The sequence below is a fragment of the Brevibacillus sp. DP1.3A genome, from assembly GCF_013284245.2.
Lineage (GTDB): Bacteria > Bacillota > Bacilli > Brevibacillales > Brevibacillaceae > Brevibacillus.
Map to the genome: position 1 here is coordinate 1,684,973 of NZ_CP085876.1, position 13,170 is coordinate 1,698,142.

The window sequence follows — 13,170 nt, forward strand, 5'->3', positions numbered from 1 at the left end:
AATACAGGAAGGAAGAGGGTTTCCTCGCAAGAAATATTTGCGGGCGAAAGCCCTTTTTTTGTTGGGACGGGCACGGACAAGCCAATTAGCAAAGGGAGGGCCGGGGCCATATCACTCTATGCACATATGTTAGAGGGGAGAGGTGAGGAAAAATGGCCTATCCTTCTGACAGTCAATTCATCCCGTTTATGCTCGGGGGAAGTCCATTCGGAGACGTCCCAAACGATGAAAGTCCCGGCTCTGCCGACATGGTAGGAAACTCTACGTTTCCCGTTGTCTTTTTGGCGTATGATGGAACGAATCTTTACTTTCGGATGAGAGTCAACGAAGATCCAAGAAATTCGCAGAAAACAGGCTTTCAAAATTTTGTCTGGGGATATTTAATCAATACAACCGGAGTGGCTGGCACATACCAATGGATGTTGGGCGTGCAAGGCTTGCGCAACCGCATTGCCTTGATTCAAAACACCATTGTTGAATTTAACTCCTGGAACGATCCGGCAGAAGGCACAAACGGCAGTGGAGCACCAAACTGGCAAGCGCCGATTATCAATTTTGACACGGCTCGTGTGCGGCTGACGAATGACGGCTCTAATTTTAGCGGCAATCCTGATTATTTCATTGATCTCGTGATGCCAGCTGCTACTTTTTTTTCAATGATCGGTGTTACCTCCCTTACTTCCCTTCAATTCCTGCCTTTTACCTCTACAAATGACAACAATTACAACAAAGACTCTCTGCGGACCAGTGAGGGCTTTAGCTTTGAAAATTCCTTGAGCAATACGACTACGGTAGCGACAGGAGACGTTCGGGCTAGCCTTGCCATCGACAAGCAAGTAACAGCAGGACCAGCCGTCGTTACCACAGGACAACTATCGCAATGGACAGGATCGATCACAGTCACTAATACCGGGAAGAGCCAGGCAACGACAGTCGTTGTCAACGATTTGATCGAGCTGGATCAGGTAACAGCTTTTACAGTAAACGTAGCAAGTGTCGGCTCTGTCATCTACAATCCCCTCACAAAGGTACTCAGCTGGACGATTGGCAATTTGGCCGCTGGTTCTACTGCCAGCTTGTCATTTACGGTCAATGGGGTTTTCGCGGTCTCTCCAGGCGGAACGCGGCGGTTAAACACAGCGACAGTCACTGGCGTAGACAGCTTTTCTGGCGGAATGCTTTCTCCTGTTCAGGATAATATTGTCATCACGGTTAACTTGGCTGGAAGTGTTGCTGGCGTAGTGCTTGACCAGTCCACGAACTTGCCTGTGGCAGGTGCGCATGTCGAGCTGTATGATTCGATTCCCGTACTAATCGGTACGACGACAACGGACACAGATGGTGCCTATTCGTTTACTGGATTGGCTCCTGGTCTGTATTCTGTGTCGGTGACCGCGCCAACTTATGACCCCAAAATCCAATTCGTGTCCGTTTTAGCAGGGCAAACCACAAGATCAGACATTTTGCTTCCTCCGAGTCCGGGTCAAGTGAATGGGACGATAACAGATACCGGATTAGCACCCATATCCGGGGCAGTGGTAAAGCTCATTAATACGACAGGTGTGACCATAAACCAGACAGTGACAGGGGGAGGGGGGACTTATCAGTTTACCAATGTCGTGCCGGGTGCCTACACACTTGCAGTCAGTGCGGATACATTCCAGCCAGCCACAGTCGCGATCAATGTCATTCGAGCACAGACGACTACACAAAATGTAGTGCTCCAAACATCAGTTGCTCAGCTATCTGGTCTGGTGACAGGGCCGGGTGGCATACCGATTGCCGGGGCATTGGTGGAAGTGCTGAACCAGACAGGTATTACGCTGACGGAAACGACAACAGATGGGGCTGGCACGTATCTGCTGACCAAGCTCGCAGAAGGTGTTTATCAAATCCGTGTCAGTGCCGTAGGCTTTTCCACACAATTAGCTGGAATCAGCCTGCAAGCGGGCGATGCCAAAGTACTTGATTTTTCTTTGACGACTGCATTTGGAACGGTAAGTGGAACCATTTCCGATGCGCAAACGGGTGAGGGAATCCCGAATGCGAGCATCAAGGTGGTAACTCGTTCAGGAATTGCTGTAGGAGAGACATTAACCGACGCGAATGGAGACTACTCTTTATCCTTGCTAGGGCCGGAAACCTATATCCTTACGGCTGCTACAGAGGGGTATGCGGGCCAAACAGTGGGGATAGGAATCATTGCTGGAGCAACTACACCGGTTGACCTCCAATTGGAAAAACTGGCAGGAGTATTGAATGGGACTGTCTCGGACACAGGGGGCAATCCGCTTGGTAATGCCACTGTCATTGTTATGAAGGGAATTGTTCCTGTCGCGCAGACCATCACCGACAGCGCTGGCACCTTTTCCTTCCCGCACTTGGCCCCAGGCACATATACCGTAACCGCTTCGGCTTCTGGTTATTCCACTGTTGTGTTGGGGGCAACTGTGCAGCCTCAGGAAATATCGTCCCTTGCTTTTGTCCTTCAAGCTTCTCCGGGATCAATCGCAGGACAGGTGGTAGACAGCGGCAATCAGCCGATTCAGGGTGCCACTGTCATCATTAGGGAAAATACGGCAGCAGGTGCAGTTGTCGCTACTGTATTGACTGATGGGAACGGACAGTATGTGGTACCTGATCTGCTGCCACAGGCGTACGTCGTCATCGTATCTGCTCCAGATAAAACGACAGTGATCACAGGGGCAATCGTCAACTCATTGACGGCAACAACGGTGAATGTACAGCTGGCAGACTTGCCGGGAAGCATTTCAGGTTCGATTTTTGATGCTACCTCGGGACTGCCGATAACAGGTGCTTCGATAGAGGTTAGCGTGTTGAACCAAGCAGGGGCAATCGTCGGCCATGCAAATAGCGATCTGTCGGGAAATTACGGGATCACAGGGCTTACACCCGGAGTTTATACGATTACCGCCCGTGCAACCAATTATGAAACGAACAGTGCTTCCGCTACTGTACTTGCCAACACAAATACGCCTGTCAGCTTGGCGTTGTTTGCGAGTCCTGGCGAGATCCAAGGACAGGTGCTTGCTGCAGGGACGTTACAGCCGATTGCTGGTGCACAAGTAAATGCACTCGATTTCAATGGCTCCGTCGTGCATTCAGTATACAGCGATAGTCAAGGTAGCTTTGTTATCACCGGCTTGGCGAAAGGTCAATACGTTATCAGTGCTTCTGCGGATGGCTTTCAGTCCAATCATGTCGGAGCCATTGTGCTCGCGAATACAACTACACCTGTCCAGCTTCAGCTCAATCAGGATTTCGGTTTTATTAGTGGTACAGTAGCACCTGTCGTACCGGGAACCACCATTCAATTGTTTGATATCAATAACTTGTTGATCGGTACTGTCATCGCAGATGGGAACGGGGCATTTTCATTTTCAGGGGTCGCACCAGGCTCTTATATCCTTATAGCTACCGCTTCTGGCTACGCTGTTCAATCTGTTGGGGCGATCGTACAGCCTGGGCAGACGGCCAACGTTTCATTTACGCTTATCCCGAGTCCGGGTAGTATTTCTGGAACGGTGCAAGACACGGGTATGCAGCCGATTGTCAATGCCGTTGTCCGTATTCTGGATTTGAATGAGACGACAATTGGCTTTGGCTATACGGATTCAAACGGGGCCTATACAATTGGCAACGTGCCTGCTGGATCATTCATCGTGGTGGCAAGTGCCCCTGAATATGTTACAGGCTCGGTTGGTGTTACACTTGGACCCGGTGAAAATAAGACCGGAGTAGACTTTACTCTTGAGGCGAATGCAGGCGGGATTAGTGGACAGGTGACGGACGCAACGAATCCCGCGGTATTCATTGCAGGCGCCGTTGTACTGATTCGTTCTATAAGTAACGGAAATGTAGTGGCTACAGCAAGTACCGACCAGACGGGCAGCTATTTGATTCAACATCTGTTGCCGGGTGCTTATACCGTCACGGTAAGCGCGCCTAGCTATGCTGATCAATCAGTAGGGGCCAATGTAGTCAGTGGAGAAACGACGGGGGCTAGTGTGGCGCTCTTGCCAATGCCTGGGTCCATCGTGGGAAGTGTCATAAACGGCTTGGGTGTACCGGTTACGGGAAGCGAAATCAACGTCAAGCTGATGGATAGCAATCAAGCCGTCATACAGAGCTTGCTCGCGAATGAATCGGGCGTGTTTTTCTTTGCGAGTGTTGCTCCTGGCGTTTACACAGTCATCGCTTCAGCGCCTGGCTATGCAGTAGGGAGTATCGGCGTGATCGTGACAGCCAATACGCCAACTTCAACGACCGTCACGTTACCTGACTTGCCTGCGGCTATCTCAGGTGTGGTGACCAATCAGATGACGGGATTCGGGATTCCAGGAAGCACCGTGCTCATTACGGATAACCATGGTGTTGTGCTTGCTCAATTATTGACAGACGATCAAGGCAATTTTTTGGCAGAGAAGCTTCCGACGGGTGTCGTAAATGTAACTGTTTCTGCGCCGAATTTTGTATCTGTCTCGCAGTCGGTTATTTTGCAAGGGGGCATTACTACCAACTTTCAGCAGGCATTAGTTCCTAATCCCGGCAGTTTATCCGGCGTTGTGACTGATCTGGAGACGGGCTTGCCGATCACTGGCGCAACGGTAATCGTCTTCGACAGCACCCGTGCAGCGGTAGGGTCTGTCTTGACAGGTGCTACAGGGAACTATTCGTTTGACAGACTGGCTCCCGGAGGGTATACCGTCAATGTAAATGCATCCGGGTATGCGAGCGATGTAGCAGGTGCCCAAATTCAAGCTGGGTCGATGTCCACCTTAAGCTTTGCACTACAAGGGTTACCCGGTGCGATTGTAGGTACAGTGCGAGAGCAAGGAACGGCTTTGCCGATTGCCGGCGCGGTCATTACGGTTCGGCAGGGAAGTCCATCTGGGACGATTCTTACCATTGTTCAGGCTGATGAGCAAGGTCAATATATGGTAAGCGGACTTCCTACGGGGAGTTATACACTGATCGCTACTGCTTCGGGATTTGCGGCGGAGGCTTCAACTGTTATGGTCGGATTGGGAGCGACTACAGGTCTCGATTTTTCCTTGCCGAGTCTACCTGCGAGCGTCACGGGAGAAATTACAGATGCCCTCCTTAACACACCCTTACCGAACACGCTCGTCCGCTTGTTAGGCAACAATAATACGATTCTCTTTGCTACTCAGACAGACGCTCAGGGGATCTACTTCATCGATGGATTTGCGGCAGGAAACTACACTGTTTTGGCAAGAAACGATAACTATCAGAGAGAAAACGTATCCTTTGATGTAGCGCCAGGGGGAACCGCTACAGTCAATATTCCGCTAAATCCAAACCCAGGCATTTTGCAGGGGACCGTCAGAGATGCGTTTGATGGGACGCCTCTGGTAGGAGCGGAGGTTCTGATCTTTTTCCCGGGCACAAATAACCTGCTGTCTCGGGCGATTACAGACGGTCTCGGCCAGTTTACTATCGACGGATTGGCACCTTTAACCTATACGCTGGCGATCAGTGCTCTTAACTATGCCACCCAGCCAGTTGGCGCGACGATTTTTTCTGGTCAGACGACGGTCATCGACGTGGGGCTTCCCCCGTTTCCAGCTACGGTCACAGGTCAGGTACAGGCTGCTGGTGGCGGTGTTGTTCCCAATGCATTGATACAGGTGAAGGATTCACACGGAACATTGTTCGGTAGTGCGATCACGGATGACCTCGGCAATTTCTCTGTCGGTAACCTGCCACCTGGAACGTATGTGATAAGCGCGAGTGAAGACAGCTATGCAGCGGCAACCAGTAACATAACCGTGACTGCTGGACAGACAATTAGCGGAGTCATTCTCACGATGTCTCCTCTACCAGGCAACATCTTTGGGAAGGTGACCAATCAGTTGACGGGGCTCCCGATTACAGGGGCGGCTGTTGCGATTCAGCTGTTTTCTAACGGCTTGTTTGTTGCCAACACCGTTACGAACCAGAGTGGGCAATTCCAGGTGAATGGCTTGACGGCTGGAGAGTACAATGTCATCGCAAGCGCAGATGGCTTCGGTACACATTACCGTACAGTTATGGTCGCAAGCGGGCAGACGACCGTGGCGACAGTTGAGCTATTGCCAATCGTGGGAACGATATCCGGGATTGTACTCTTGCCAGACGGAACCCAAGCCAGCGGAAACAATATTCAATTATCGCTATTCAACTCAGCTCAGATTCGCCTGCAAAATATCCTGGCTGAGCCGGATGGAACGTTCCATTTTGTCAATGTGGCTCCCGGTACTTATACCGTTATCGGGACCATCCCGGGCATTGGTACCGGTCAGGCAGAAGCAGTCGTTTTGCCGAACCAAACAACCTTTATCATCATCCGCCTTTCTCAAGCGGGTACGATACAAGGAACGGTTCGATCCGGTTTGACAGGTTTACCAGTTGCTGGAGCGACCGTGTATGTGCAAACGGTGAATCAACCAAACAGAACGACTGTGGTCGTCCAAACAGACAGCTTCGGCAGGTACAAGGTGACTGGTCTTGCTCCCGGCACCTATTTGGTTGTAGCCAATGCGATGGGGAGTGGAGAAGCGAGAGGGACAGTGACGCTGGGTGCAGGGGAGATCGTGACGCTCGATCTGGCTCTGCTTCCAGCAGCAATGAGCGGAACTTTTCGGGTCGCAGCATGTCCGACCATTTTGTTTACCCCATTTTGACATTTTGGAGAATTGCTCCACTAAAAATAATTAATATGGCGGATAACTCCTTTTTTGATATAATAGCTGTAGAAATACAGCTATTTTGTTTTGGGTAAAAACAACTGTGAAATCATGACTTATATTCAAGGGGGAGCGAGCCATATGGTGAAACAGCAAGAGGAGCTGTCCCATCCATTGACAGCTACCATCACGAAGACAAATACGCTTTTGCATATTCAGAGTCTCCTTCCCTCCTTTACGAAATCGGAGCAAAAGGTTGCCCACATTGTCTTACAGCAGACAGACAGCGTGATTTATTCATCAGTGATTGACCTTGCCGAAAAGGCGGGAGTGGGTGAGACGACCGTTTTGCGATTTTGCAGGAAAATTGGCTTTCATGGCTATCAGGAATTCAAGCTGGCATTGGCGCAGGAATTGGTCAATCCAGTCAAAAACTTGCATGGCGAAGTAGGAGAAGACGATTCGCTGGACATCATCACGCACAAGGTAACCGCAACCAATCAACAGGCGATTGGGGATACCTCGGCCCTGTTTCAGATCGAACAGCTGGAGCGTTGTGTTGACCTTTTGCAAAAAGCGAACACGATCCATTTTTATGGGGTAGGTACGTCAGCGGTAACAGCTCAGGATGCCAAGTACACGTTCTTGCGGATCGGGCTTCGAGTGGACGCTTTTAATGAATCGCATCTGCAAGCGATGGCTGCAGCGACTCTGGGACCGGGGGATGTCGCGATCGGGTTGTCTGTATCAGGCAGTACGAAAGACACTATCGATTCATTGAAAGTCGCCAAGCAGGCAGGCGCAACTTGCATTTGCCTGACGCACTATCGACGCTCACCGATTACGAATGTAGCGGACATTACGCTTCTGACCGCAGCTCAAGAAGGACCGTTGCAGGGAGGCTCTCTCGCAGCAAAAATTGCACAGCTGCATGTACTGGATGTCATTAGTACGACAATAACGATGCGCAACAAGGAAAAGGCCCTTTTATATAAAGAGAGAACAGCGAAGGCTGTACTGGAGAGAAAATACTAAAAGCTTATATTGGATAGGAGTGGTTGGAAATGAAGCTCGTGATCGTGAAAGATTACACAGAGCTCAGCAGAAAAGCTGCTGAAATGCTCGTAAGTGAAGTAAAAGCAAATCCGAAGACTGTCTTTGGCCTTGCAACCGGAGGCACGCCAGTAGGGATGTACCGTGAGCTGATCAAGCTGTCGCAAGCGGAGAGCATCGATTTTTCGCAAGCGAGCAGCTTCAATCTGGATGAATACGTCGGACTTTCCTCGTCTCATCCGCAAAGCTATCGCTCGTATATGCAAGAAAACTTGTTCGATCACATCAACATTCCTGCGGAGAAAACACATGTGCCAGTTGGGAATACGACAGATCATGTGGCAGAGTGTGCACGCTATGAGGAATCGATTCGTTTGGCAGGTGGGATCGACATCCAGGTGCTGGGGATCGGCAATAACGGCCACATTGGCTTCAATGAGCCTGGCTCCCCTGCCGACTCATTGACACGCGTGGTCCAGCTCACTGACAGTACGATCGAAGCAAATGCCCGCTATTTTGATAGTGTGGACCAGGTTCCGACTCAGGCAGTTTCCATGGGAATCAAGACGATTCTCGGCGCTAAAAAAGTCGTACTTCTCGCAAGTGGAGAGGCAAAGGCAGAGGCAGTGCGATTGATGCTGGAGGGTGAGTCTACGGCAGATGTACCAGCTTCCTTATTGCAATTGCATCCAAATGTAACAGTCATTGTGGATCAGGAAGCAGCGAGAAAGCTGACAACCTCCGTACTGGCAGGAACGAAACCAAGTGGCAGCTAATGCACCGCTTGGTTTTCATTTTTCTTGTTCACCAATCTGTTCCGAATACGCACTTGTTCCTTATGCTATACTGGGAATGTTGCAAGAAGGTCACCAGATTTTTCAAAGGAGCTGATTTAGAATGAGCGCAAACGAAGCGTTGCTTACATTAGAAGGTTGGTATACGTATCATAATTTCCGCACCATCAATTGGGAAAAGTGGAAAGCAGCGTCCGCAACAGAACGCCAAGAAGCGTTGGACGAGCTGAATGCATTGATCCGCACATGGGAAGCGAATGAGGGCGAGAACCAAGGCAGCACGGCTGTCTACTCCATCCTCGGACACAAAGCAGACCTCGTGTTCATGTTCCTGCGTCCAACCATGCAAGAACTCGATGAGATCAAAACAGCGTTCAATAAAACCCGCTTTGCTGCCTATACTGAAGCTCCTTATTCGTATGTATCCGTAGTAGAGCTCAGCAACTATGTACATAACCCAGGTGAAGATCCAAAAGCGAATCCACACGTGCGCGATCGCCTCTATCCGATCCTGCCAAAATGGGAGCATATCTGCTTCTATCCAATGAACAAAAAGCGTGATCTGCAAGACAACTGGTACATGCTCTCCATGCAGGAGCGCCAAGAAATGATGCGCTCCCACGGCTTGATCGGTCGCTCCTACGCTGGCCGCGTGAAGCAAATCATCGGTGGCTCCGTTGGTTTCGACGATTGGGAGTGGGGCGTTACCCTGTTTGCCAACGATCCGCTGGAATTCAAGCATATCGTCTATGAAATGCGCTTTGACGAAGTGAGTGCGCGCTTCGGTGAATTCGGCAACTTCCTCGTAGGAAACGTATTGAACGTAGAAACACTGGCGAAAAAGCTGGAAGTATAATCAACATCCCCAAAAATCCGCTGTGCGAGATCGTCGCATTGGCGGATTTTTTTTATTTGAGCCTATGTTATTCAAAAATGGTAAAATAAGGTTGTTTGTTTGCAATTGGAGAGGAGAGGTTGATTTGTGATAAAACGTACTACATCGTGGGGACTTTCACTAGGAGTGTCATCTACCCTTTTGATGACAACTGTATTTGCTCCAGTAGGGGGAGGAAATCTGGCGCCAGTTGTACATGCGGCTGAGAAGACCCTTTCGGAAAAAGAAGCCATCGCACTTGCCCAGAAGCAGTTGAAGATTCTGGGTGAGTATAATCTGAGAGATGCCCAATTCGTAGACGGCATTGAAATGTTATGGGGAAAATCAATATGGTATACCAGATGGAATAAAGAAAATGGTAGAAGCTTTGGTGTGCAACAGGATGCAACTTCAGGGGAAATATGGAAATATGAGTATATTGGGGAAGAACGGGACTTGGATGCAAATCAAAAAAAGCTTACAGAAGATCAGGCGTTCCAAGTGGCGACTCAATTTCTTAAGCAAGTAGCGACAGAAGAAGAACGGAGCCGTTTATCCAAGCCCAATGAATATCCAGATTCGGACATCTTCTATAAGCGTGCTAAACCGGGAATAGATGTCAACTTTACTCGTATCGAAAACGGGATTCCTTTTCTGGAAAATGGGTTTCGACTGATAGTGGGCTATGATGGGGAAGTGATCTATTTTGAGCGGCGCTGGTCCGAGGGGAAACTTCCAGATGCTTCGAAAGTCATCGAGATAACAGAAGCAGAAAAGAAATGGGATGAAGGGGCATTTCCAACATTTTGGTACAAAAATATGGCGTCCAGCTTTCGTAAGGAACCTGAATCATACCAGCTCGTTTATGAATTCCAGAGAATCGACCCACAAGTTGTCGATGCTATCACAGGAAAAATGCTTGATTCGTACGGACAGGTTGCCAAAGAAAGGAAGATAGAGCCGTTAGGGAAAACGATTCCTCCAGCTACCACTGAAAGAAAGCTTATTACGAAAGACGAGGCGCAAAAAATAGCAGAGCAACATATCAAAAAACTCCCCGGAATATACAATTTGAATGGCAAGATCAATGAATCAAGTTCAGAATCGGATAAAAAGAGCTGGCTTTTCGAGTATGTTTTGCAAACAGGGGATGGCAAAAAGTCAGATACTGTACACATAATAATTGACGACAGTGGCTGTTTCGTCTATTTCGGTTTAAATGCAAAAATCAGATTCAAGGAAGCGAGCAAGAAAATAGAAAAGGGTATTACCTGGTCAGAAGCACAGGAGAGTGCACGAAAATTCGTGCAAACATTCTACCCCGATCAGGTAGGAAAAATTTATGCGGTCGATTACGTTCCGCGAGAGAAAAGGATCAAAGAAATCTGGGAAAACGATGAACCGTATGAAATCGAATTTGGCTATCTCATAAACGGCATACCGGTAGATGATACCATCTTTCAAGTCGATGTTGACGCTGAGTCAGGGGAAGTAGTGGATCTGTATAACTATGAGTATAACGATGTACCTTGGGGTGATTCATCTCTTCCCCCAAAAAATGAAGAGGTTATCGATCTGAATACGGCGAAAAAAGTGGTCAAAGATAACAAGAAGCTTATGCTCACCTACTTTCAACCAAAAGTTGATGGGAATTATGGAATAGAAAAGATGCTTGAACAGCCGCTCCTCGTCTATCGTTATATTGGAGAGAAGGGACTCGTCACAGCAGATGGCAAGTGGCACAGTTTTACCAGGGAACGAAAGCAGTAGCCCAGTGGGTGACACGAGCCAGACCGCATGAGTACCCGCACCGACATTCCTGCGAAAATTAACGAAACCTTGTCTTTGGTTCCCCGATACTTTTTGATACAGTATAGTGAGATGAAACAGCTAAGCATTTTTGACAGCGGAGGGGAACAAGACTGGGCTTTCTCAAGTTTAAAATTGGTTATCGTACGTTAAAAACAGCCATTGGAACGGCTATCGCTATTTTGATCGCCCAGCAGTTAGGCTTGATGTATGCTTCTTCTGCGGGGATCATTACGATCTTGTGTATTCAGGTAACAGTGAAGCAATCGTTTCAGACAGCGTGGAATCGGATTCTGGCCAGTTTATTGGGTCTAGGAATGGGTGTCTGCCTGTTTTCCCTTATGGGCTATACGCCGATTGCCATTCTCCTTTTCATTTTGCTTTTCTTGCCGCTCGCGGTTCGTTTTGGCATTCAGGAAGGCTTCGTCAACAGCATGGTTGTGCTTATGCACCTGTATTCTTCAAAGAGAATCGATGGGATGCTTTTGCTAAATGAGGTCGCATTGCTCGTCATCGGTGTGGGCGTAGCCCTACTGGTCAATCTGTACATGCCGAGTCTCGATAAAGAGCTAAAAGGGATGCAAGTAAAGGTAGAGAAGCTGTTCAGCAAAATCTTACGGGAGTTCTGCTACTACTTGCGTCACGGGGAAAGTGATTGGGACGGGAAAGAATTGATCGAAACAGCTGGTGTCTTGGAAACGGCGATTCGCTTAGCCTCACGAGATGTTGGCAATCGATTGGGCCGTCGTAACGATTCGTACTACGAGTATTTTGTGATGCGGCAAAAGCAGTTCGAGTTATTGGAACGCATGATGCCGATTGTCTCTTCTTTGGACAATCAGGTGGCAGAGAGCCATCGGATCGCAGATTTTCTTGCGCGAATCAGCGACTCGGTACATCCGGGTAATACCGCCTACCGCTTTATCGACCAACTGCGTGTGATGCAAGAGGAGATCAAGGAAGCAGATTTGCCGCGAACGCGAGAGGAATTTGAGACGCGTGCTTCGCTGTTCTACCTCCTTCGAGAGATTGAGAGCTATTTGTTCATCAAGCATGAGCTAGGCAAAAACAGGGACGAAAAGGCTCAGGCGGCGAAGAGTTAGACAAGCAACAGTACGTAACAATGAAAGAGTTGTAGAATATCTAAGGAAGGGCTGCGAATACTTTTCGCAGTCTTTTTTTGTTTTTCGGTAAAAATCACGTGAACTTTTCATTAAAATCAAAAAATTGCACCGTTGTCCTAGTACGTTTTTCAACTTACTTGTATACCGTGTACAAGCGGCGAAAAATAAATCAAAAGAGTAGGATCAAGGAGATGAGAGTGACCAGATGAAATTAATTGTGAATGAAAAAGAGTTGAAAGAGTATTTTCAAGGACTGCGGCGTCTCGTCTGGGGCAAGGAGCAAACAGACGAAGGATGCGGAAATGACAAGGAAGATGCCATTCGGAGTTCGCTACGGAAAGAACTGTACACAGAGGAATTCGCCGCATTTCTGCAAGAAAACCACAGTAATTTGCAAAGCGATTCTTTTCGTAAAGTGCTGCTGCGCTATTTGCATGAAACAGTCGAGCTGGGAACAGATGCAGGGAGTGTTACAGGGGTCCTGGATGAGGTTGGCCGGGACTATGCCGAAATCATAGAGTCAAGCGGCACACGTGTGCTGATTCGTTTCACACAAATTAATTATGTTCATGCGGTGTAAGGAGGAGAAGACAAATGAACTATGTACAGAAATTGAGAACGTTTATAGGCGATAGTGTACAAGTCGTAATTGGATTCGATGTGATCTCCGGTGAGTTGCTTGGCGTGACCAATTCGACATTAACCGTGCGTGCAGCAAGTGAGCCAGGCTATGGCGGTGGTCAAACAGTGGTATTTCAACTGGACCGTATCACGTATGTGCGCGTCGTCTAATGGTGGGGAGGCAT

Annotated in this window: 8 protein-coding genes; all 8 read left to right on the top strand. The window is 48.6% G+C overall.

Annotated elements, in window-relative coordinates; all coding sequences use genetic code 11:
- The first annotated feature begins 152 nt into the window (after positions 1-152).
- The 8 genes from HP399_RS07895 (at position 153) to HP399_RS07930 (ending at position 13,156) form a co-directional block, all read left to right on the top strand.
- Positions 153-6,707 carry a carboxypeptidase regulatory-like domain-containing protein gene (locus HP399_RS07895; protein WP_173618823.1) on the top strand — a complete coding sequence of 2,185 codons (6,555 nt, stop codon included), beginning with the start codon at positions 153-155 and terminating at the stop codon, positions 6,705-6,707.
- A 144-nt stretch (positions 6,708-6,851) separates the two neighbouring features.
- Positions 6,852-7,745, top strand: coding sequence for a MurR/RpiR family transcriptional regulator (locus tag HP399_RS07900; protein ID WP_069848228.1), 894 nt, complete (start codon positions 6,852-6,854; stop codon positions 7,743-7,745).
- 29 nt (positions 7,746-7,774) lie between these two features.
- The gene (gene nagB / locus HP399_RS07905; RefSeq protein WP_173618822.1) at positions 7,775-8,539 is read left to right on the top strand and encodes a glucosamine-6-phosphate deaminase; all 765 of its coding nucleotides are present in this window, start codon (positions 7,775-7,777) and stop codon (positions 8,537-8,539) included.
- A 121-nt stretch (positions 8,540-8,660) separates the two neighbouring features.
- Positions 8,661-9,413, top strand: a complete 753-nt coding sequence (gene hemQ, locus HP399_RS07910) for a hydrogen peroxide-dependent heme synthase (RefSeq protein WP_173618821.1) — start codon at positions 8,661-8,663, stop codon at positions 9,411-9,413.
- A gap of 126 nt (positions 9,414-9,539) precedes the next feature.
- Complete coding sequence (locus tag HP399_RS07915) at positions 9,540-11,201, top strand: YcdB/YcdC domain-containing protein (protein WP_228088477.1); 1,662 nt, start codon at positions 9,540-9,542, stop codon at positions 11,199-11,201.
- Between the two features lie 173 nt (positions 11,202-11,374).
- Complete coding sequence (locus HP399_RS07920; RefSeq protein WP_304502545.1) at positions 11,375-12,343, top strand: aromatic acid exporter family protein; 969 nt, start codon at positions 11,375-11,377, stop codon at positions 12,341-12,343.
- 226 nt (positions 12,344-12,569) lie between these two features.
- On the top strand, positions 12,570-12,944 hold the full coding sequence (locus tag HP399_RS07925; RefSeq protein ID WP_173618820.1) for a DUF2642 domain-containing protein: 375 nt from the start codon (positions 12,570-12,572) through the stop codon (positions 12,942-12,944).
- A gap of 14 nt (positions 12,945-12,958) precedes the next feature.
- Positions 12,959-13,156 (top strand): hypothetical protein, encoded by a 198-nt coding sequence (locus HP399_RS07930; RefSeq protein WP_007715825.1) that lies wholly within the window; start codon positions 12,959-12,961, stop codon positions 13,154-13,156.
- The last annotated feature ends 14 nt before the right edge of the window (positions 13,157-13,170 follow it).

Bases quoted from the DNA above. Each gene is read 5' to 3' on its own strand.
- HP399_RS07900 (WP_069848228.1), top strand. From the start codon at position 6,852: ATGGTGAAACAGCAAGAGGAGCTGTCCCATCCATTGACAGCTACCATC.
- hemQ (WP_173618821.1), top strand. From the start codon at position 8,661: ATGAGCGCAAACGAAGCGTTGCTTACATTAGAAGGTTGGTATACGTAT.
- HP399_RS07930 (WP_007715825.1), top strand. From the start codon at position 12,959: ATGAACTATGTACAGAAATTGAGAACGTTTATAGGCGATAGTGTACAA.
- nagB (WP_173618822.1), top strand. From the start codon at position 7,775: ATGAAGCTCGTGATCGTGAAAGATTACACAGAGCTCAGCAGAAAAGCT.
- HP399_RS07895 (WP_173618823.1), top strand. From the start codon at position 153: ATGGCCTATCCTTCTGACAGTCAATTCATCCCGTTTATGCTCGGGGGA.
- HP399_RS07925 (WP_173618820.1), top strand. From the start codon at position 12,570: ATGAAATTAATTGTGAATGAAAAAGAGTTGAAAGAGTATTTTCAAGGA.